The organism is Defluviimonas salinarum (genome assembly GCF_026013545.1).
GTDB lineage: Bacteria > Pseudomonadota > Alphaproteobacteria > Rhodobacterales > Rhodobacteraceae > Albidovulum > Albidovulum salinarum.
In genome coordinates this window covers 1-19,575 of record NZ_JAPDOG010000049.1, presented here as the reverse complement: position 1 = coordinate 19,575, position 19,575 = coordinate 1, and the positions used below count along the sequence as shown (strand labels likewise).

Sequence of the window (19,575 nt, the reverse complement as noted above, 5' to 3'; positions counted from 1 at the left end):
CTCCGTAAGGTTCGTGGTTGAAGCGTCGAAACTCCACCTCGACCATACACCTCGATGGCCACCCGGGATCACACCGACAAAGGCGCTGAAATTACACCACGTGCGCGGACGCTAACGCTTGGAAAGATAGTCACGGCGCATGTGCTGGTGGAAAGCCAGCGGATGCTCTCCTGGACCCATGCGCTGGCGCAGGTTGCGCCGGACAATGTACCGTCTCGACGGATGGTGGAGTCTTGCGGCCTGGCTTGCGACCCCTCGCTGGTGACGTTTGGCGTGGTCCGACGCGGAGTGAAGTTCACGCGGTAGGCAGGGCTCAGGCATATCGGCACTGCCGACATTGAAGATAAATCAAAGTCCACTCCGGGTTCAAACGGGCCCCTCGCGTCCCGCAGCATTGCCCCCATCATGCCGGGTGATCCGCGGCGGGATGCCTTCCTTTGCCGGCTCGTGCGCCCTGATCTCGATCACCACCGGCATCGCCACGTCATCGCCCGGATCGCTGACCGCGACCCGTGACCGCGAGGCCGGCGTGATGCCGAGCTCGGCCATGTAGCGGCCCATCAGCTCCAGCTGCTTGTTGGCGACCGAGAGCCAGGGCGACTGCTGGACATAGCCCGAGGGCGTCTTCAGCATCACCGGGGTTTCCTTCAGCTTCTCCTCGGCCTCGACCCAGCGACCCCAGGCCTGGCAATAGGCCGCGAGCGCGGCGCGGTCGACCAGCGTGAGGACGCCCATGTCGTGGAGCGGTCCGGCGATGCGGCGCCATTCCTCCTGCGCTGCCGCCGAGAGATGCGGAGGACAGGAGGGCAGCCCGTCGGGCGGCACCGGCTCCAAGGCGTTGTAGCCGCGCTTGCCCGGATTGCCCTCGGCCCGGCGCAGCGCTGTCGGCTTCGGCTTGCGCCCGCGGTTCATGGCGTCGGCTCCCGATGCTGGTTTGGAACAGGATGATTGGCGGAGCGGCTCATCGTCATTCGAATGCAACCCTGAACTCCCAGGGCTTCGCGCCGTTGGGAACCTGGATCGCGAGCCGGGATCGGGCGGAGGGCGACAGGCCGAGCTCAGCCATGAGCCGGGTCATCAGCTCGACCTGCTTGTTGGAGATGGTGATCCAGGGCGAGACCTGGACGTAGCCTGCCGGGGTCTTGAGCAGCGGCGGCGTCTCGGCGAGCTTGCGCTCGGCCTCGACCCAGCGGCCATAGGCCTGGCAATATGCGGCGAGCACGGTGCGGTCGATCTGGGTCAGGAGCCCGATCTCGTTCAGCACCGTGGCGAGCCGCTTCCACTCGGTCTTGGCGGTGGGCGAGAGATGCGCGGGACAGGTCGGCTGGCTCGTCGGCGGCTTCGGCTCACCGCCGTTGATCGGCCGCTTGCCGGGATTGCCCTCGATCAGCTTGAGCGCGGTCGGTTTCGGCTTGCGCCCCCTCATCTCAGCCTCCTGTCCGATGGAGTTCCATGGCGTCGGGGCTGGCGACGAGCCCCCGACTTTGTCGACCAAATGCGCCGCGCGAATGCGGGTCTGCGGGCGAAAACCCCCAGCAAACAGGGGAATCTTTCCGAGTCCGCCCCGGGGATACCCGGTTCGGAATTTCGCGGCTGTGGTACGCAGACGCCCGCGCCGGTCCCGATCCCGGAGCCGCCAGAGATGGACCCACCCCCCGGGGGAGGGCCGCGCCGCTCGGACGCCAGCAACAGAATCTCGGGACACGGTGGACGGGTCTTCCATCATCTCGCTTCTCCATGCCTTGCGTGGCCGTTGAGCCGGCGCAGCGCGGCGCCGCGAAGAAATGCGACCAGCGTATCCGGTCCACCCAAGTGAACAGGCGTGGCGGCGAGCCCCACTACCGGAAATGCGACGATCTGCAGGGCGATGCCCGCCGCAACCGTGACGAGAGTCTCGAGCCCGGATTGAACGTGCCAGCGGCTCATGCCCCGCCCCCCGCACCGGACCTGTCCCGGTCCGGCGAGGACGCGCCCGCGCACACCGCCGCACCGATTGGCTGGACAACGCCTTCGATCAGCCCGGCCCTCCGCTTGCGTTCGGCGATTTCGTCGAGCTTCGCGGTCAGTTTCTGCCAGGCGGTTTCAGAGGCGGAGGGGCCGTCCTCGGCCAGCGAATGTTCGACCGCCGCGGTCTCGCGCCAGCCGGCCTGGGTCTTGAGGTAGAAGATCATCGAGGCTGTGTCGCCGCCCCGGGCCTTCGCGATCAGCCCCTGGGCGATCGCGCCGATCGCTCGCGCCTTGCCTCTTTTATAGCGTTCGGAAATCTCGGCATCGCGTTCCATCATCGCAAAGAAGGTGGTGCGGCCGATGCCGAAATAATCCGCGATCTGCGCCGTCGAGAGCACCGCGGCAAGGGTTTCGACCTCCGCCTTCTGGCACGCGTTCAGGGTTCTTGCCGGGCGCCCCATCAGCAGGCTCCTTCCGAGGCACGCTCGGCCCGGACCGCGTCGAACGGCCGGCCGTCCCCGTCCAGCACCGCCGCATGCCCGGTGAAGGCCTGCCAGCGCAGAACCGCGACGTCGACATAGGCCGGATCGAGCTCGAGCGCGTAGCAGCACCGCCCCGTGGTCTCGGCGGCGATGATCGTCGTCCCGGAGCCCGAGAACGGCTCGTAGACCGCCTGTCCCGGCGAGGAGTTGTTGAGGATCGGCCGGCGCATGCACTCGACCGGCTTCTGGGTGCCATGCACCGTCGCGGCGTCCTGGTCGCGGCTCGGGATCTGCCACAGCGTCGACTGCTTGCGGTCGCCGGACCAGTGCCCGGTGCCGCCCGAGCGGACCGCGTACCAGCAGGGTTCGTGCTGCCAGTGGTAGTGGCCGCGCGAGAGCACCAGCCGCTCCTTGGCCCAGATGATCTGCGAGCGGACCTCGAAGCCCACCGCCTCGAGGCTTTCGGCCACGGTGGTGGCGTGCAGCGCCCCGTGCCAGACATAGGCGACATCGCCGGGAAAGAGCGCCCAGGCCTCGCGCCAGTCGGCGCGATGATCGTTCAGCACCTTGCCCACGCGCTTGGTCTCCGAGGCGCCGGCGCGGTTGCGCCAGTCCGGATCGTAGCTCACACCGTAGGGCGGATCGCTGGCGAGAAGATGCGGGCGCACCCCGGCGAGGAGGCGGTCCACCGTCGCCGCATCCGTCGCGTCGCCGCAAATGAGCCGGTGACGGCCGAGCACCCAGATATCACCCGACCGGGAGACCGGCATGGCGGGCGGCGCCGGCGTCTCCTCTTCGCGCGGGTCCGGCGACCCGGACCGCAGGAGCGCGTCGATCTCGCCCGCATCGAAGCCGAGCGCGCCAAGATCGATCCCCAGTTCGGAAAGCTCCCCCATCTCGATCGCGAGAAGATCTGCGTCCCACCCCGCCTGCAGCGCCAGCCGGTTGTCGGCGAGGATGTAGGCGCGCTTCTGCGCCGCGCTGAGATGCGCGAGCTCGATCACCGGCACCGTCGCGAGCCCGAGCTGGCGCGCCGCCATCACCCGGCCGTGGCCGGCGATGATCCCGTTCGCGCCATCGACCAGCACGGGATTGGTGAAGCCGTATTCGCGGATCGACCCGGCGATGAGCGCCACCTGCGCCTCCGAATGGGTCCGCGCGTTGCGGGCATAGGGGACCAGCTCCGCGACCGGCCGGTGCTCGAGACGGAGATCCGACCCGGACGCGAGTGCCGCCCGCTGGGCTGACTGATCCGTTCCCGCCGCCGCTGCCGCCTGCCTGCCCATCTCGCCCCCATCCCCCGCCTGCCGAAATTCGCGGGCGCCTGCCTCTTGGGACAGTATATCATCCTGTTAATGCATTGTAATCATGACAATAAATGCCAATTGCCGCCACCGGGCGACAACTTTGACCTGATTGGGCAGCTGCCAGCGGCGGTGCGCCGGACGAGGTTCGGCGAGCGCGGCACTGAACGCCACCGATATCTGTGTCAGGCGCACTCCACCGGCGTCGCAGGTCGTCTCACGGATCGGTCGAAGCTGATCAGGATCGACCAGGCCGGCGCTGATCTCGAACCGGCAGGGATAGGGGGGCCTGGAACCGGCGCAATGTACTCCGCTCCGGCGGCTACGCGGCCGAGCCTGCCTGGGTTCCGCTGGCCCTGACGTAGTTGACGGCGGCCCCAAAGGTCCCGAGGGTCTCCACGACATCATCCGGGATCTCGATGCCGAACTGGTCCTCGAAGGCAATCAGCAGTTCGACCGTCTCGAGACTGCCCGCGCCAAGGTCATCCACGAACCGTGTGACAGGCAGGATGCGATGGGGATCGGCATCGAGGATCTCGGCGGTGATCGCTCGAAGGCGGTGTTCCGTGTCGGGCATTGTGCAGTTCCGGGCTTGGGAAGGTCAGGGGCGCAACGGGGCCGAGAAAGGGTAACAGCATCGCCCGGGCCCGACGAACGGGAAATTGGAGGTATGCGGATCGCGCGAGGTGCTTCAGAGCGAAACGCAGACAGCACCAACCCTGGCCGCTTTGCGCGACAGAGCGGGCGTCAATCACTTATTCAGTTGAAGTCCGCCAGAAAGTTAGCTCTCAAGCGCCTTCTTGCGTTCGGCATATTCCTTTGCATCGATTTCGCCCTTTGCGAGGCGTTCTTGCAAGATTTCAAGAGCGGACGATCGCTTGCCCGGGCTTTGCTCCATCCACCAGCGCACCGCAATCACAACGAGCGCGATCAGGATCACGGAGAACAATATCATCATCAATCCGCCAAACAGCCCGTAACCCATGCCATAGCCGCCGCCCCACATATGTCCGTCCCCCCACATATGGTGATAATATCCGTCACCCCCTTCGCGACCTTGCGCCAGTGCAGTGTACGCCGTCGACCACAAGACGCCCCCTGCGGCCAACAGTCTCGTCATCTCGTTTCTCATCGCAGCCTCCAATCATCCGACAGCGCTGTCAGCCACGCCCTCCGGCGGAACGCGATTTGAGCATATTTGGGACGAAACCATTCTGATCCAGATCATGATGCGCGCGGCGCCTCGCGATTGCTTTCCGACGACGTTTCATGTTCGCGTGTCGCTCGCGGGCCCGCGCAGGCGCACCGTCATCACCCGGCCGTGGCCGGCGATGATCGTGATCGCGCCGTCGACCAGAATCGTGCCGGCTTGAGTCAGATTCGGGATTTGCTAGGATTTCCCCAGCGCGAGTCTTGTGAGGAGGCGAATAGATGCATCCTGATCTCGGTGTACAGCGCAAGGTTCTGGTCAAGTCCTACAGACGCTACCTCGATGCCGATCACGACTGGACCATGGCGGTTGAGCAGTCCCTGTCCTGGGTGCAGCCCCGCGACCGGCCACAGGTGTCGGGTCTTGGCGAGCCCGGTTCGAGGGTTCGGCGGCTCTACGAGGCGCGGGAGAGGGCGTTGCAACGATTGGTGGCCGCGCGGGACAAGCTGGAACGGGCACGCCGGCGAATCGAGCAGCGGGACCGGGCCCCCAGGAGACTCCTCCTTCTGACCCCATGAGACGAGGGACCCGGAGTTCAACCACGCGCTACGCCGGAGCTTCCCATGTGCCATCGCCCCCTGAACGAAAGATCACCCAGAGATGCGGAAACCCACGCCATCGAATGACACACCCGAGCCCGAGGAGCAAAAGCCCGAACCGGAAGCCGACAAGGTGCCGGAATGGGCCGAGAACATGGAGCACACGCTTCGACGCCTCGCACGAGCCAAGGACAAGGAGCGTGCGAAGAAACCCGGCCTCTATCGCTGAGGCGCGACGTCGATGGCGGCGCATCGGCTGGCTCGTTGGTTGACGCACCGCCCCGCCTGACACGGTCGCCTTCGAAGACCGCCCCCGCGAAGCTCCGCGGTCGCCGCATCACGGGAGCGCTGCGTAGCTCAACTGATCGCGCCGGAACTCCAGCTTTATCTGTCCCTTCTCGAAGCCATAGAGCTGGGTGTCACGCACCTTCCAGGTAATGACGCGCACGAACGGGCGACCGTCATCGGTTTCGTCCTGGTGGACGGTGAAGCCGAGCGCCGGCGTGATAGCAAATGCCGCGCTGTCGGAGATGCAACGACTTGACCGTCGCCTCCAAACTCCTGCGCCCGCACCCCCATCTCCGCCACGAGCGCGGCGTAGAGCCCGCGCGCCACGGTCAGCCACATTATCGCGCCCATCGTGTCATTCATCTCCCGACAAGCGGCCATGGCAATCGGGCGACCGCGTGCGGTTGAAACCTTAAAATAAGCAACCTGACGAATGCATCCGGCATGCGCAGGCAGTGCTCTCGGCACTCCGGTTCGAGACCGACCGAACGCCTTGGGACGGATCGGACAGATTGGGACGGTTTTTTTCATTATCGCCATATAGAAAGACTCGTTAAGGGACTCATGGAAAACATGCGTCCTGATCTGTCCCACCCGTCCTTTGTCTGCCCCTCCCCAAAAAAAATCGGAATTGACACGGAGCACAACCATGGCGTGAACTCGCGCCGAGGGAGCGGTGAGTCTTCGTGCCATGGGTCACATCCATCTCGGCGTCTTGCCGAACTCTAGGAAGTGGAAGGAAGTCGTCGCCCTACTGACGGATGGGGCTGCACGTGAAGACGTTGTTGCCGCCAGCGCCGCGGCCGCGGAGAGGGAACTGCTCGCGGCAGTCAGGGACCCGGTCTTCGTCGAGGCGGTTCGGCTTCTTGCAACGGTTCCGGCTGCGGCTCGCAGCGAGGATTTCGGGCAGGCCCTTCGTGATGCGGACATCCCGATCCAGGGAACACCCGATCTGCTCGGGCTTGTGACGGCGGTCGGACAGCGTCTCGACGAGGTTGCGCGAAACCGGGCGAGCCCGAGCGATATCGGCGAGATCTCGCGGCGCGCCCTGCTCTCGACCTTGTCGATTCACATTGGCGACGAACTGCCGGGCCTCTTTGAGACCACGCCTCACGACGTTCAGCGCGCTGCGGCACTCCTGTCAGGTTCCCGAAGCTTTGCAAGCTACACGCGATCCTTCTTCAATCGCCTTGTCAGCGAGGCGTTGCGCTCCTGGCTCGATCGGACGTTGTCGGCCCAGGTCGGACTGGACAGGCGCTTTTCCGGAACAGCGGAACGCGCCGCGTTCGACATGGCCCTCGCGCAATACAGCAGCGAGGCCACCCGCATCATTCGGGAGTTTGCTGGCGGCTGGTATGGCAAGACCCTCCATCGCGAGGGCCGGATCGACGCCACGCAGGCAGCGACCTTCGGCTCCGTCTGTTTCAGGAAGATCACGGAGGAGTTGCGGGTGACGCGAGGTTCGGATGCCTGAAGCATTGGTCGAGTATCGCGGAAGGAAAGGCCTGAAGCGGTTTCCTGTCATCTTCGAGGGCAAGGATCGGACCTTCACGATTTCACCGGACCGGATCGAAGCGCAGCTCGTCTCGGCGATGAGCCCCAAGCTGCGTGACCTCCTCGAAATCGCGTGTGCGGTTTTTGCCGCCGATAGCGAATTCTCCCGTGGCGGTCCTGTTCGCAACAACATGGGGGAGGCGTGGTCGCGGGATTTCTCCTTCACGCTGCCTGTTCGCTGTCCGGAGGTCTGGGAAAAACCGGACGTCCAGCGCGCCCTTGTCGAGGCCGTGGAATTCCTGACCGGCGACAATGTGGCATTCCGGTTCGTTCCCAAGGCTGACGAAGTGCGCGCCATCGATTTTCTTCCATTCGAGACTAGCGGGAGTGCGTTTCACGCGACCGAGGTCATCCTCTTTTCAGGCGGTCTCGACAGTTTCGCCGGCGCGCTGGAGGCCCTCACAACCCGGAACGGAAACATCGTCCTCGTGACGCACCGCTCGGCCCAGAAGGCAATCCCCCGGCAGATCGACCTCGGAAACTATCTCAAGAAGCGTTTCCCGGGCCGCGTCCTCCACATCCAGATACAGGCGATCCGGAAGGGCCACGAGGGACGGGAAACCACGCAACGCTCTCGTTCGCTCCTCTTCGCGGCGCTCGGCTACGCCGTCGCCCAGATGCTGGGGGCTTCACGGGTAAGTTTCTACGAAAACGGCGTCGTCAGTCAGAACCTGCCGATCAGTCCGCAGGTCATCGGAACGATGGCGACCCGGACCACCCATCCGCTCGCACTCGTCCGGCTGGAGAAGCTCCTTCATGCGATCGACGAGACGCAGATCCCGATCCGCAATGGCTTCGAGTGGTTGACCAAGAAGGAGGTGGTCGAGAAGATCGCCGCGCATGACGCGGCCGATTGCATCACCCGGGCTGTCAGCTGCACGAGGCTGCGCGACCAGGATCTGATCAAGACGCATTGCGGCGAGTGTTCGCAATGCCTCGATCGCCGCTTTGCGATCCTGGCGGCCGGGCTTGCGCAACATGACGACGCCATCCATTACCGCACGGATGTTCTTCGCGGCGAGCGTGAGACGGATCTGGCCCGAACCATGGCGATCGACTGGTCCCGGCACGCCTGGAGGCTCGCGGACCTCTCTATCGAGGAGTTCTATCAGACCTTCACGAGCGAAGTGTCGCGAGTTCTGGAGGGGCACCCGTTTCTTTCCATGGCGGAGGCACTGAGGCGCACGCATGCCATGCAGCAGCGTCACTCTGCGGTGGTGCGCAAGGTTTTCCAGGCGGAAGCGGCCGGCGTTTTCGACGAATCCGTGCCGGACACCGCTTTGCTGAAGCTGTTCGGCTCGGCGCGCTTGTCTTTGACAGAACCCGTAACCGCGTCCGCACCCGCGTATCGGTCGATACCGGAAGCGGAGCGGCCGGAACCGGATGACAACGAGTTTTGTCTCGATCGCCTCGAGGTCGCGTTCTATTCCGCGGGGAACCGGCCGGTCGTCGAAATATTCCGGCTTGGCGCCGTCCCGGGCGCGCCGGCCTCGGTCGCGCACGCCCTCAAGGCCGATTTCGAGAAGGATCGCGATGCCGGGCTCGAGGCGTCGGAGTTCCGTTATATCCCTCCGGGCAGGATCGCATTGCCGAAGGGCGCGACGAAAGCCTCGGTGCACCAGAATGTCAGCCGCTGTCGACAGGCCTTCGATGACTATTACCTCGCCCTCTTCGGCGAGCATCTCCCGGACAATTTCCTGATCCAGAGCAAAGTCCTCGCCGGGTATCGGCTGGACCCGGAGATCCGAATCGTCGGACGTCATCAGGTCGGCCCCACCGAACTTTTGGTCAATCGCGAGAGGGGCGAAACAGGCCCGTCAGCGATTCCGAGCGGTTTGTCAGCGCCGGGAGCTTGACACCCCTGTTTTTACTGGGGTTTTCGAGCACTTTTGTCAGCGCATGACGGAGCGCTGTCAGCGCGTCAAAGCTGCGCAAGCCGCTGATTTCGCGGACAATTATCCCCATGGCCCGCACTTGGGCGGCATGCGGAGACGCGAATATGGCAAACGAGCAGAATACCCAGACGACATGGGTGAACCTGTCATCCTTCCTGAACGAAAACGACCTTGCAAAACGGTGGCGCAAGTCGCCGCGGACCCTTCAGCGTTATCGGGCTGACCGTACAGGCCCCGCCTGGATCAGGATTGGCGGCAGCGTGCTTTACCGCCTGTCCGACGTGCTGGCTTTCGAGGAGGCCGCGCGGCAGGAGGGACACTCGCAATGAGTACGAGTTCCGAAAGCCCTCAGCCGGACGAGCGAGCGATCGAAATCTTCTGCGACGTCGTGTTCGGCTACCTCGAGGGTTTTGCGCCGGTGCGTCTTCTCGCCGAGAAGGGAACGCCCAGCCAGAAACCGAGATCAACGTATCAGCGGTCCAGCAGCGTTCCCGCGGCCCTTAAGCGGATGGCCGGACCCGCCGCCGCCAACGCGCAAGGTCTTTTTGTCGTGCCCGGCACGGTCATGAAGCCGGGCTCGGCCAAGGCCGCCGACATTGCCGAAACCGGAGTCATAGTCATCGACCTCGACACCGGCGACATCGCCGCAAAACACGCGCATCTGGTGCACCACCTCGGCATGCCCTCGATGGAGGTGATCTCAGGCGGCCGCACCGAAGCCGGGCAGGACAAGCTCCATCTTTACTGGCGGCTGACGGAAGCGGCGCGTGGCGCCGATCTGCAGCGAGTGAAGGACGTCCGGTCAGACGTTGCCCGCAAGGTGGGCGGCGATCCGGCACTAGGAAGTCTCCACCAGCCGATCCGGGTCCCGGGATCGGTCCATGGCAAGAACGGCCTCCGCGCGCCCGTCAGGCTCCGAAACTGTTCTCCCGTCGAGTATGAGCTTGACGATCTGTACGAGAGGGTTGCGGCCATGCCGTCGCTGCCCGGGTTGCTTGAGGATCCAGCCACGCATCGCGACGGCCCCTCCGCGGCTCAGCTTCAGACCATGAGGGTTCGCGAGGGCGGCCTCGATGGAATCAGCCGGTTCGACGCCATCACGAAGATCTGCGGACACTGGATCAGGAATGCGCGGCTCGGGCGCTGCACCATGGCCGAGGCCTGGGTCGCTGTTCGCGACTACAACGCCGCAATGATCAGCCCGCCTTGGGACGAAGCGCGGCTGCGCCGGGACTTCGAAAACCTGGCACAGATCGACGCGGCTAGCGTCAACGTCAGGCATCGTGGTGGGCTCGCCGCCGATTACGCCGGCCATTCGTCCATGCCGCTATCACAGAGCGAGGACGCACTCGCAGCCGAGTTTGTTCGGGCGCAGGGGGAAAACTGGCGCCACGTGGCTTCCTGGGGTGCCTGGTTCGCCTGGAACGGGACGCAGTGGCGTCCAGATGACACCGGCGCCGTTCGCGAAGCTGTGCGGCTTGTCTGCCGGGCGGCCGCCGCTGAGGCCGAAGGCGCTTCACAGGCCCGACGGCTTGCAAGCGACAAGACCATCACTGCCGTCCTGCGGATCGCGTCGTCGGACCCGCGGGTCGCGGCGCGCCCCGAGGACTGGGACAGCCACCCGATGCTCATCAACACGCCGTCGGGGCACGTCGATCTCCGGAGCGGTGAGGTCCGCGATCACGAGCGGACCCGCCTGATCTCGCAAATGACATCGGCTGCGCCAAAGCGGGGCTGCCCCCGCTGGGAGACGTTCCTCGACGAGGTCCTCGGCGGCAACGGCGAATTGAAGGCCTATCTGAAGCGCTTCTGCGGCTACTGCCTTACCGGTTCGACCCGGGAACAGGTGTTCGTCTTCCTGCACGGTCAGGGGGCCAACGGGAAGTCGGTCTTTCTGCAGACTATCTCCGCGCTCCTTGGCACATACGCGTCGACCGCGACTCTCGATACATTCATGGCGTCCAGAACGGATCGGCATCTCACGGAACTTGCGGGTCTCCGGGGCGCTCGGCTGGTGCTCGTGCCGGAAACCGAAGCCGGGCGAGCATGGGCCGAGGGTCGGATCAAGTCGGTTACCGGCGGCGAGCGTGTTCGCGCGAACTTCATGCGGCAGAACCATTTCGAGTTCACGCCGCAGTTCAAGCTGATCGTCGCGGGCAACCATCGGCCAGAGTTGAGACGGACCGGCGAAGCCATGCGCCGCAGACTGCACCTCGTGCCGTTCACCGTCACCATTCCGCCGGAACGGCGCGACAAGCGCCTGGCGGAAAAGCTTCTCGACGAGGCAGAGGGTATCCTCGGCTGGATGATCGAGGGTTGCCTCGAATGGCAGCGCGGAGGACTCAATCCACCGGCCTCGGTCACATCTGCCGTCGACGACTACCTCGAGGACGAGGACGTCGTCGGACAGTGGATCGCCGAGCAATGCGTCACAGGCAGCGCTCATCGCGCCACCGCCAGCGACCTCTATCTGAGCTGGTCACGCTGGGCGGAGTGTGCGGGCTACGATCGGGGATCGCAGAAGGTCCTCGGCGCCCAGCTTCGCGAACGCGGCTTCAGCCCCGCGAAGGTTGGATCTACCAGGGGTTGGCTTGGAATAAAGCTACGGCATTCCGCTGCCGAGGCTTCGGCATGAATCCCTATCCCACTTCCCGTATGTCGCCGGCCGAACGCCGCGCCGAGCTCTGCCGCATCCTCGCGCTCGGGCTCATCCGCCTTCGTGCCCGACAGTCAAGCGAACTGTCTGATCCGGATCGAGAAAGTTCGCTTCCCTTCACCGCCGCCCGGAGTGGTCATGCAACCGCCACCAACCGGAGACCCGCATGACGACACACGACCCGATCCCCGCGCGCCTCGCCGCGCTGAAGACCCTCCCGACGCCGGAGCTGAAGGCGCAATGGCGCGAGTTGTTTGACAGCGAACCGCCGCCCTTCAACCGGCGCTACCTCGAGAGCCGGCTCGCCTACCGCATCCAGGAGCTCGCCTATGGCGGGCTGAAAGCCGAAACGATCCGGCGGCTGGAGCAGCTGGGCGAGGAACTTGACGGCGGGGACAAGAAGAAGCGCGGAGTGCGCCTCGACCGCGACCGCCCGATCACCGGCACACGGCTGCTGCGCGAGTGGCAGGGGATAGAGTACGTCGTCACCGTCACCGCCGACGGCTTCGAATGGCAGGGGCGACCCTACAAGTCGCTCTCCGCCATCGCACGCACCATCACCGGGACCCGCTGGAACGGGCTCGTCTTCTTTGGGCTCAAACGTCAGGGAGGCCGCTGATGGCGGAGGTCAAATTGAAACGCCGATGCGCGGTCTACACCCGGAAATCCTCCGAGGAAGGGTTGGAACAGGAGTTCAACAGCCTGCACGCCCAGCGCGAGGCCTGCGAGGCGTACATCGCCAGCCAGCGCTCCGAAGGCTGGGTGCTGGTCCGCGATCAATATGACGATGGCGGGATATCGGGGGGCACGCTCGAACGCCCAGGCCTGAAACGGCTGCTGCAGGACATCGAGGACGGGCTGGTCGACGTGGTCGTCGTCTACAAGATCGATCGACTCTCGCGCTCGCTCGCCGACTTCGCGAGGCTGGTCGAGGTCTTTGACCGGAACGGCGTGACCTTCGTTTCGGTCACGCAGTCCTTCAACACGACAACGTCGATGGGGCGGCTGACGCTGAACATCCTGCTCTCCTTCGCTCAGTTCGAGCGGGAGGTCACCGCCGAGCGCATCCGAGACAAGGTTGCTGCCTCCCGTAAGAAGGGCATGTGGATGGGTGGCGTCCCACCATACGGATATCGGGTCGAGAACCGGAAGCTGGTGGTCGACGGCGAATCTGCCGCGCAGGTTCGCTGGATCTTCGCCCGGTTTCTCGAGATCGGATCTTGCACGGAACTGGCACGGGAGGTCGGCACGCGCGGTCATCGCACGCCGCGCGGCAACCGGATCGACAAGAAGTACCTGTACCGGATGCTTTCGAACCGCGCCTACATCGGCGAGGCGGTCCATAAGGGCGAGGCATACCCCGGCGAGCACGACGCCATCATCGACCGCGAGACGTGGACCCGCGTGCACGCGATCCTGCGGGAGAGTCCTCGGAGGCGCGCCGCACGCACCCGCGCCGACACACCCGCGCTGTTGAAGGGACTGCTCTACGGCCCAGACGGCGCTGCATTCTCGCCGACCCACACTCGCAAGGGCGGCAGGCTCTACCGCTACTATGTCAGCCAGTCCGTGCTGAAGCATGGTGCCGGAGCCTGCCCAATTGGCCGCGTGCCCGCGGGAGAGATCGAGGCAGCCGTCGTCAACCAGCTCCGTGTCGTGTTCCGTCAGCCCGAGATCGTTGCGGGCACTTGGAAGGCCGCGCGCGCCCATGCCGCCGACATCACCGAGGCCGATGCCCGCGCGGCCCTTCAACGATTCGACCCGCTGTGGGACGAGCTCTTTCCTGCCGAGCAGGCCCGCATCGCGGCGCTGCTGGTCGAGCGCGTGGAGGTCGGCACCGATGGTCTCAATCTCAGGCTGCGTGTGGACGGACTGTCACATCTGCTTGTGGAGATTCAAGCCAGCGGCACGAGGGCGGCCGCATGAGCGACATCGTGTCCGTCCACATACCGATTACGCTCCATCGACGCGGCGGGCGCAAGGAGATTCAATTGCCTCCAGGCGCACCGCCAAAACGAGAGATCGACAACACGCTCGTCAAGGCGCTGGCGCGCGCCTTCCGCTGGAAGCGGATGCTGGACGCGGGGGAGTTCGCCACCATCGCCGAACTGGCCGAACGCGAAGGGATCGCTTCTTCCTACATGACCCGCGTCCTGCGCCTGACGCTCCTCGCGCCCGTCATCGTCGAGGCGATCCTGGACGGCAGGCAGGGACCGGGGGTGACGCTGGCGCGAATGCTGGAACCGTTCCCGCTGGAGTGGTGCGCGCAGGAATAAGCCTTCACCGTATCGACGCTCACGGTCCGTTGCCGACCTTCAGACCCAGGCGACTACGCTGCGGTGCGGCTCGTCGAAGCGGCCATTCGCTGCAAATGCAAGGGCCGGACTCGTGTCGAGGTCAGCAAAGCGGACAAATCCGTCGTTGGCCCTTCGACGAGCATTCACACAGCAGCATTCATCGGTCCGAGAACAAATCTTTTTCCGGCCAAGCGAGGTTGGCGATTCAGGGACGTTTCTGGTTTCTTTCGAAATCGGACAACGGGCGATTTGGTAGAATCCTTCACTCGGGAAGCCCTGCTTTGCGCAGATCGTCGATCCATCGTTCAAGGTCAGCGGGTTTTTTGTATTTGTGGGCCAAGCTGGCCCGCACATCTGCGATGGAATAGCCGGGCTCCTGTTCAAGAAACTTGTGGATGACCGAACGCGCCTTCGGAACATCACCGACGCAAACATACAATGAAGCCAGCGTTCGCCGGGCGAGATTGGGCAGCTGTGCCATGCGATCCATGGACGCAAGGCCCTCTTCGCAGTCACCCGTATACCACTGCAACCACGCGAGGACCCAATTGAACCAGTCCGGATGATGTGGATCGAGCCGCATCGCTTCCTGTATCAGGCTGATGGCTTCAGGTATCTGCCCTGTGTAGCTCAGCGCCTCCGACATGGACGCCCGCACGTCCGCTGAGTTCGGGTTTAGCTGCAACGCAACCCGGAACTTGGTGATTGCCGCTTCATGTTCACCCGCCTGCATGAGGATATATGCCATGGTCTCATGCGCGTAGTAATCCTCCGGCGCCAGATCCAGCGCGGTCTGTGCTTCCTTCAGCGCCAGATCCAGGGCTAGGCCGCGCTCGAGGTCGGTCCAACCCCAACGGACTCCGTTGATATAAACATAGGCGAGGCCGACATGGCCGCGTGCCATGTTCGGGTCCGCCGCTAAAGCCGCCAGGAATTCGCTCTGCGCTTTAGCGGTGCTCTCCCGCGTGTAATCGTAAAGGAGACGGTTCCCCCTCAGCCAGTGAGCGAAGGCTTCAAGATTATTTGCATCCAATCTGGCGGCCTCATTCGTCGCTGCGACGATGAGCCTTGGGGCAACCGTGGCGGCGACGGTTCTGGTGATTTCGGCCTGCAGGGTGAGGACGTCCTCGATGTCCCGGTCATAGGTTTCCGCCCAGACATGATTACCCGAAACGGCGTCGATAAGCTTGGCGGTTACTCTTAGTCGGTTGCCAGCTTTCTGCTGGCTGCCCTCCAGGACGTATCGTACGCCGAGGTCCCGAGCGATGTCGCGCACATCCGTCGATTGATCGCGATAACTGAAGCTCGAATTGCGCGCGACGACGAACAATTCCGCGAACCGCGACAATTCGGTGATAATTCCCTCAGCGATCGCATCGCTGAGAAAGTCTGCATTCGCGCCTTTGCTAAGATCGCTGAACGCGAGAACGGCAATAGACGGTTTCATCGGCAAGGACAGTGGCGCGTCGTCCGGAACCGGACTTTGGCGCACGGTCGGCCGCGGTTGCCACAGAACGAGCGAGGCGATCGACAACAGGACCACAGCGACGACAGCCGCAATCCGAAATGGAAATGCGATCCGCCTTGATTTCAGCGAGACCTCTCGACGCCCTTCGGTGTACGTCACAAGCAGCCGGTAGCCCTGCTTCGGATGGGTCTGAACAAGTGCGTGCTCCTGATCGCCGAGTGCTCGCCGAATGTCGGCGATACATTGAACAAGGCTGTCATCGGTCACGAATGTGTCGCGCCAGATCGCGCTGATGATGTCGTCCTTGCCGACAATCTGCCCGTGCCGCTGGGCAAGATAGGCCAAGACATCTGCGCTCTGGCTGCGCAGTGGAACGACGCCGCCTGAGCTGTCCCGCAACGTCTTGTCGCTAGGGTCAAAGCGGTAACTGCCCAGCTTTATGATTTCGTGGGATTTCATCGCAAATTCGGCGCGTTTTCGGGACATTTCGCCCCCCCGTCTGCCCCAATAGTCTAGCGAACCCGCCGCCGTCCTCGCAACAGAGTTGACCTCTTACGGCGGCAGACGGAACGCACTATGCAAAGGGGGTACCGAGATGATTATGCAGTCTAGCTTGATCGTGGCACTGGTCCTGTTTGCGGGGTCAGCCGAGGCGCAATCCCGGATCGACAAGCTGTGCGGTGAGGGCCACGTCAACGAAGCCGCCGGTGTAGGGGATGTCACATCTAACCCAGCCGGTTACTACATCCGCAGCTTCTCCGTTCAACTACGGTTCGACGATCCCCGCGTCGTGCGGGCTACCGGCGAAGAGTTTCATGTTTGCACCCGTCCGGCCGCCACGCCTCGAATGGACGCCGTCCGATCCGACCTGCACAAGAACAAACGTGAGCTGAAGTTCCTGTTCGTTCCGAACTCCGAGACTGATCCCTCTCCGGCCTCGTGAAAAGAATCGGTTTGCGGATTCGGGCCTCAGGCGAACCGAGGTCCGGATCCAGTCTCACATGGAAATAATGGATGCGGGTTTGAAGTTGTCATCCGACGCTTTCTGCCAGGTCCGGAACTTCTCAGAATGCATCCAAGGTTCATCATGCCGGACCGAGCGGGCGCCCTAGTGCGGAACCCAACAGCGCTGATTGTCCAGGTGGCTGCGACGGCTTTTGACCCTTCTTTGGCTCAATAGTCACATGGTCGCAAATGCAGACTTGCCACATAGCTAGATCCGCTCAATCTACCAGTTCCCGGCCCGCCCTCGCGCGATCCTGCGGAGATTGCGGCCCATGTTCACGGATAGAGGTGCCCGGCAGGTGGCCTTCACATCGTCATGGGTAAGGCCGACGTCGCGCATCTGCCTGGTGGAGAGCCTGCGAAACGCTCGCCTCGCTGCTAGGCGGTCGCGTATCTCGGCGGCCGCCAGAAGGCATTGTGATCCGATACCCAGAACCGCACGGGTCCTTCGCTCGGACTGGCGCTGTCCAATTGATTTCATTGCCATGTCATCGCCTCCCTTGTCTGCGGCGTTCAATGCCGCTTGCGATGCAGGCAGTCTGGCGCAGCAGCACCGCTCCAGGGTAGTGCGGCGAGTGAACCGGTTTCAGTACACTTTTCGAACTGGATCCCCGCGCGTCAATGAGAGTAGCCTTCCATCGAGGGGAGGTACGGCCCATGCCGCAAAAACCCTATGGGATGCTCTGCCCAATCGCGAAGGCGTGCGAGATTCTGGTGCCGAGGTGGTCGATTCAGATCCTGACGGAGCTCTGGTCGGGCTCGACCCGCTTCAACGATATCCGCCGTGGCATCGGAAGCATTTCCCCCGGGCTGCTCTCCAAACGCCTGAAAGAACTGGAAGCCGCTGGGTTAGTCGAGCGTATTGAGGACAAAGCAGCCGGGACGGTCGACTACATCCGTACTGACAAGGCGATCGCGCTGGAGCCTGCGCTGAACGCGCTGGCGGTCTGGGCGCAACGCTACATCGAAGCCGAAATCGCACTTTGCGATACGAACCTGTCCACGCTCATGTGGAAGATACGCCGCTGGATCGACGTCACGGAGATGCCAGATCGACGTGTCGTAATCCGCTTCCATTTCAGCGATGACGATCTCCCCTACGACACCTACTGGATGGTGATCCAACCGGATGCGCTGCCGGAGCTCTGCACCTCCGATCCGGGCTGCGATGTGGACCTGTACATCGAGACCGAAGTCATCTCGCTTGCCGGCATATTGATCGGGCGCAGCACGATCGCCCGCGAGACAGACCGGGGTTCACTATTCGTCAGTGGTGACGCCAGGCTGGCGCGCACGATGGATCGCTGGCTGCCCGTGGGAGATTATGGTCGGATCGACGGCATCGCCACTCTTCCGACAAAACGCCGCGCGTAGATCGGCAGGCCACCGCCACTGAACCGCGCCCCAACTCCGCTACGGAAGATCGGTTGAAGGAAACGCGAAATCAGAAGACGTGTGGCTGCTTGCGGACAGAGCCATTTCCGGCCATTCGTGCTTTGTGCAGCATCCGGCACTTCGGGCTCGGAGGGGTCATGCGGCGCTGTGGCAGCCGGCGACGATGGCCTGATCTGCGCTCAAGCGCAGACGTCCCGTTGCCGACCTTCAGCCCCAGGTGACTATGCCGCGACGCGGCCCGTCGAAGCGGCCGTTCGCTGCAAACGCTATGGCTGGACTCGTGTCGAGGTCAGCAAAGCGGACGAAGCGGTCTTTCAGGGCGCACTCTGTCTGAGGCCGCGTAGCAACCGCTTCTGGTCTGACGATGCCGAATTCACTCCAATTCATTGATCTGCTAGAATGAAACGTCTGCCTCTAATGGCCGGCTCGTTCAGTTTTTGGTGCACCGTAGGTTCGGGCCTTGCGGCCGGCGAGACCGCTTCGGATGGCGAAGATGGCCACGTTTGCGCGGAGATGGCTCGGATGAGCATCAAAACACACGACTACGAAAAGCACGCCGGCGCATTTGCCGACCTGGAGATGCAAGGGACACAATACCTCGCGTTTCGTGACATACCCACGCTGATCGGTGAGCACGCAGGTTCCGTCGCGTCCGTGCTCGACTATGGCTGCGGTGCGGGGCGCTCGACACGGTTTTTGAAGCGCCTCGGCTACGATGCAATCGGTGTAGACATTAGCCAGGATATGCTTAGGCAAGCTCGCTCCAAGGACGAGGCGGGCCAGTATTACCATGTCCCCAGCGGGCGCTTGCCATTCGGCGACTTCGCTTTCGATCTGATTTTTGCCAGCTACGTGTTCCTCGAAGTTTCACGGATCGAGGAAATCGAGAATATCCTGAAGGAATTGAAGCGGGTCCTTAAGAAGGATGGAATTATCATCCTAGTGACCTCCTCGACCGAGGCGACTGAGGGAAACTGGGTATCATTGTCGTACGCGTTCCCCGAGAACGACAAAACGCTCCAAAGCGGCGACACGGTCAAACTGCTGATTCAGGGTATCGACGTCGTCTTGTATGACTATTTCTGGACAGAGGAGGATTACATCGGAGCTGCCGAACGCGCCGGACTGGGCCTTGCCAAGCTTCACAAGCCGCTTGGTTCACCTGACGAGGGAATAGAGTGGCGCGACGAAACGAAGATGTCGCCGATTGCAATATACGTCCTTAGGACTCCATCCTTGATGTAGCTGCCAATTGAGTGCGGCAAGCATCGTCGGTCGTGAGCTGCTGCGCCAAGCACGAATGTCTTGGATGGGCTCGGAGTGGTCATGCGGCGCTGCGGCAGCCGGCTCCGATGACCTGATCTGCGCCCAAGCGCGGAAGGCCCTGTGCTGCGTTTGACGCAAAACGCAACCAACGTTTGAGAACGGCGGAGCAATAGTCGGCCACGGTAGCGGCGGGATGATCCGGCTGCGGGCGGCGTAAAAGTCGGCCACTTTTTGCCCTTTCTGGCGACAGGGAGGGTGGGAGGATTTTC

21 protein-coding genes are annotated in these 19,575 nt (G+C 63.4%); 13 read left to right on the top strand and 8 right to left on the bottom strand.

The window, feature by feature from the left end; all coding sequences use genetic code 11:
* Positions 1–366: 366 nt before the first annotated feature.
* From OM960_RS24070 to OM960_RS24040, 7 genes are all read right to left on the bottom strand, one after another.
* Positions 367–912, bottom strand: a complete 546-nt coding sequence (locus OM960_RS24070) for a phage terminase small subunit P27 family (protein ID WP_264773755.1) — start codon at positions 910–912, stop codon at positions 367–369.
* 55 nt (positions 913–967) lie between these two features.
* Positions 968–1,426 (bottom strand): phage terminase small subunit P27 family, encoded by a 459-nt coding sequence (locus OM960_RS24065; protein WP_264773754.1) that lies wholly within the window; start codon positions 1,424–1,426, stop codon positions 968–970.
* A gap of 296 nt (positions 1,427–1,722) precedes the next feature.
* Positions 1,723–1,926: a hypothetical protein gene (locus tag OM960_RS24060; protein ID WP_264773753.1), complete on the bottom strand. Its 204-nt coding sequence runs from the start codon at positions 1,924–1,926 to the stop codon at positions 1,723–1,725.
* The gene (locus OM960_RS24055) at positions 1,923–2,408 is read right to left on the bottom strand and encodes a hypothetical protein (RefSeq protein WP_264773752.1); all 486 of its coding nucleotides are present in this window, start codon (positions 2,406–2,408) and stop codon (positions 1,923–1,925) included. The genes OM960_RS24060 and OM960_RS24055 overlap by 4 nt, the downstream gene beginning before the upstream one ends.
* Positions 2,408–3,715 carry a site-specific DNA-methyltransferase gene (locus OM960_RS24050; protein WP_264773751.1) on the bottom strand — a complete coding sequence of 436 codons (1,308 nt, stop codon included), beginning with the start codon at positions 3,713–3,715 and terminating at the stop codon, positions 2,408–2,410. Before OM960_RS24050 ends, OM960_RS24055 begins: the two co-directional genes overlap by 1 nt.
* A 340-nt stretch (positions 3,716–4,055) precedes the next feature.
* Positions 4,056–4,310, bottom strand: coding sequence for an acyl carrier protein (gene acpP, locus OM960_RS24045; protein WP_264773750.1), 255 nt, complete (start codon positions 4,308–4,310; stop codon positions 4,056–4,058).
* 204 nt (positions 4,311–4,514) lie between these two features.
* Positions 4,515–4,718, bottom strand: a complete 204-nt coding sequence (locus OM960_RS24040) for an SHOCT domain-containing protein (protein WP_264773749.1) — start codon at positions 4,716–4,718, stop codon at positions 4,515–4,517.
* 85 nt (positions 4,719–4,803) lie between these two features.
* Between OM960_RS24040 and OM960_RS24035 the strand changes: the two genes are divergently transcribed.
* From OM960_RS24035 to OM960_RS23990, 10 genes are all read left to right on the top strand, one after another.
* Positions 4,804–5,106 carry a hypothetical protein gene (locus OM960_RS24035; protein ID WP_264773748.1) on the top strand — a complete coding sequence of 101 codons (303 nt, stop codon included), beginning with the start codon at positions 4,804–4,806 and terminating at the stop codon, positions 5,104–5,106.
* A gap of 58 nt (positions 5,107–5,164) precedes the next feature.
* Positions 5,165–5,461, top strand: coding sequence for a hypothetical protein (locus OM960_RS24030; RefSeq protein WP_264773747.1), 297 nt, complete (start codon positions 5,165–5,167; stop codon positions 5,459–5,461).
* An 82-nt stretch (positions 5,462–5,543) separates the two neighbouring features.
* On the top strand, positions 5,544–5,711 hold the full coding sequence (locus OM960_RS24025) for a hypothetical protein (RefSeq protein ID WP_264773746.1): 168 nt from the start codon (positions 5,544–5,546) through the stop codon (positions 5,709–5,711).
* A 750-nt stretch (positions 5,712–6,461) separates the two neighbouring features.
* Positions 6,462–7,244 (top strand): hypothetical protein, encoded by a 783-nt coding sequence (locus OM960_RS24020; RefSeq protein ID WP_264773745.1) that lies wholly within the window; start codon positions 6,462–6,464, stop codon positions 7,242–7,244.
* Complete coding sequence (locus OM960_RS24015; RefSeq protein ID WP_264773744.1) at positions 7,237–9,180, top strand: adenine nucleotide alpha hydrolase family protein; 1,944 nt, start codon at positions 7,237–7,239, stop codon at positions 9,178–9,180. The genes OM960_RS24020 and OM960_RS24015 overlap by 8 nt, the downstream gene beginning before the upstream one ends.
* A gap of 143 nt (positions 9,181–9,323) precedes the next feature.
* Complete coding sequence (locus OM960_RS24010; protein ID WP_264773743.1) at positions 9,324–9,548, top strand: helix-turn-helix domain-containing protein; 225 nt, start codon at positions 9,324–9,326, stop codon at positions 9,546–9,548.
* Complete coding sequence (locus tag OM960_RS24005) at positions 9,545–11,854, top strand: phage/plasmid primase, P4 family (RefSeq protein WP_264773742.1); 2,310 nt, start codon at positions 9,545–9,547, stop codon at positions 11,852–11,854. The genes OM960_RS24010 and OM960_RS24005 overlap by 4 nt, the downstream gene beginning before the upstream one ends.
* 187 nt (positions 11,855–12,041) lie before the next feature.
* Positions 12,042–12,494, top strand: a complete 453-nt coding sequence (locus OM960_RS24000) for a DUF2924 domain-containing protein (protein WP_264773741.1) — start codon at positions 12,042–12,044, stop codon at positions 12,492–12,494.
* Complete coding sequence (locus OM960_RS23995) at positions 12,494–13,801, top strand: recombinase family protein (RefSeq protein ID WP_263336871.1); 1,308 nt, start codon at positions 12,494–12,496, stop codon at positions 13,799–13,801. The genes OM960_RS24000 and OM960_RS23995 overlap by 1 nt, the downstream gene beginning before the upstream one ends.
* Positions 13,798–14,151, top strand: a complete 354-nt coding sequence (locus OM960_RS23990) for a hypothetical protein (RefSeq protein ID WP_263336868.1) — start codon at positions 13,798–13,800, stop codon at positions 14,149–14,151. Before OM960_RS23995 ends, OM960_RS23990 begins: the two co-directional genes overlap by 4 nt.
* Positions 14,152–14,434: 283 nt before the next feature.
* Here the strand turns inward: OM960_RS23990 and OM960_RS23985 are convergent, their stop codons facing one another.
* Positions 14,435–16,126, bottom strand: coding sequence for a winged helix-turn-helix domain-containing protein (locus OM960_RS23985; protein ID WP_263336865.1), 1,692 nt, complete (start codon positions 16,124–16,126; stop codon positions 14,435–14,437).
* A gap of 109 nt (positions 16,127–16,235) precedes the next feature.
* On the opposite strand from OM960_RS23985, the gene OM960_RS23980 reads away from it, so the two are divergent.
* The 3 genes from OM960_RS23980 (at position 16,236) to OM960_RS23970 (ending at position 19,285) form a co-directional block, all read left to right on the top strand.
* Positions 16,236–16,583 carry a hypothetical protein gene (locus tag OM960_RS23980; RefSeq protein ID WP_263336862.1) on the top strand — a complete coding sequence of 116 codons (348 nt, stop codon included), beginning with the start codon at positions 16,236–16,238 and terminating at the stop codon, positions 16,581–16,583.
* A gap of 719 nt (positions 16,584–17,302) precedes the next feature.
* Positions 17,303–18,019 (top strand): winged helix-turn-helix transcriptional regulator, encoded by a 717-nt coding sequence (locus OM960_RS23975; protein WP_263336861.1) that lies wholly within the window; start codon positions 17,303–17,305, stop codon positions 18,017–18,019.
* A 420-nt stretch (positions 18,020–18,439) separates the two neighbouring features.
* Positions 18,440–19,285: a class I SAM-dependent methyltransferase gene (locus OM960_RS23970; RefSeq protein WP_263336858.1), complete on the top strand. Its 846-nt coding sequence runs from the start codon at positions 18,440–18,442 to the stop codon at positions 19,283–19,285.
* Positions 19,286–19,575 lie beyond the last annotated feature (290 nt).

Bases quoted from the DNA above. Each gene is read 5' to 3' on its own strand.
- OM960_RS24015 (WP_264773744.1), top strand. From the start codon at position 7,237: ATGCCTGAAGCATTGGTCGAGTATCGCGGAAGGAAAGGCCTGAAGCGG.
- OM960_RS24000 (WP_264773741.1), top strand. From the start codon at position 12,042: ATGACGACACACGACCCGATCCCCGCGCGCCTCGCCGCGCTGAAGACC.
- OM960_RS23995 (WP_263336871.1), top strand. From the start codon at position 12,494: ATGGCGGAGGTCAAATTGAAACGCCGATGCGCGGTCTACACCCGGAAA.
- OM960_RS24010 (WP_264773743.1), top strand. From the start codon at position 9,324: ATGGCAAACGAGCAGAATACCCAGACGACATGGGTGAACCTGTCATCC.
- OM960_RS23985 (WP_263336865.1), bottom strand. From the start codon at position 16,126: ATGTCCCGAAAACGCGCCGAATTTGCGATGAAATCCCACGAAATCATA.
- OM960_RS24030 (WP_264773747.1), top strand. From the start codon at position 5,165: ATGCATCCTGATCTCGGTGTACAGCGCAAGGTTCTGGTCAAGTCCTAC.
- OM960_RS24060 (WP_264773753.1), bottom strand. From the start codon at position 1,926: ATGAGCCGCTGGCACGTTCAATCCGGGCTCGAGACTCTCGTCACGGTT.
- OM960_RS24040 (WP_264773749.1), bottom strand. From the start codon at position 4,718: ATGGGTTACGGGCTGTTTGGCGGATTGATGATGATATTGTTCTCCGTG.
- OM960_RS24025 (WP_264773746.1), top strand. From the start codon at position 5,544: ATGCGGAAACCCACGCCATCGAATGACACACCCGAGCCCGAGGAGCAA.
- OM960_RS24065 (WP_264773754.1), bottom strand. From the start codon at position 1,426: ATGAGGGGGCGCAAGCCGAAACCGACCGCGCTCAAGCTGATCGAGGGC.
- OM960_RS23990 (WP_263336868.1), top strand. From the start codon at position 13,798: ATGAGCGACATCGTGTCCGTCCACATACCGATTACGCTCCATCGACGC.
- OM960_RS24050 (WP_264773751.1), bottom strand. From the start codon at position 3,715: ATGGGCAGGCAGGCGGCAGCGGCGGCGGGAACGGATCAGTCAGCCCAG.
- acpP (WP_264773750.1), bottom strand. From the start codon at position 4,310: ATGCCCGACACGGAACACCGCCTTCGAGCGATCACCGCCGAGATCCTC.
- OM960_RS23980 (WP_263336862.1), top strand. From the start codon at position 16,236: ATGATTATGCAGTCTAGCTTGATCGTGGCACTGGTCCTGTTTGCGGGG.
- OM960_RS24070 (WP_264773755.1), bottom strand. From the start codon at position 912: ATGAACCGCGGGCGCAAGCCGAAGCCGACAGCGCTGCGCCGGGCCGAG.
- OM960_RS24020 (WP_264773745.1), top strand. From the start codon at position 6,462: ATGGGTCACATCCATCTCGGCGTCTTGCCGAACTCTAGGAAGTGGAAG.
- OM960_RS23970 (WP_263336858.1), top strand. From the start codon at position 18,440: ATGAAACGTCTGCCTCTAATGGCCGGCTCGTTCAGTTTTTGGTGCACC.
- OM960_RS23975 (WP_263336861.1), top strand. From the start codon at position 17,303: ATGCCGCAAAAACCCTATGGGATGCTCTGCCCAATCGCGAAGGCGTGC.
- OM960_RS24055 (WP_264773752.1), bottom strand. From the start codon at position 2,408: ATGGGGCGCCCGGCAAGAACCCTGAACGCGTGCCAGAAGGCGGAGGTC.
- OM960_RS24005 (WP_264773742.1), top strand. From the start codon at position 9,545: ATGAGTACGAGTTCCGAAAGCCCTCAGCCGGACGAGCGAGCGATCGAA.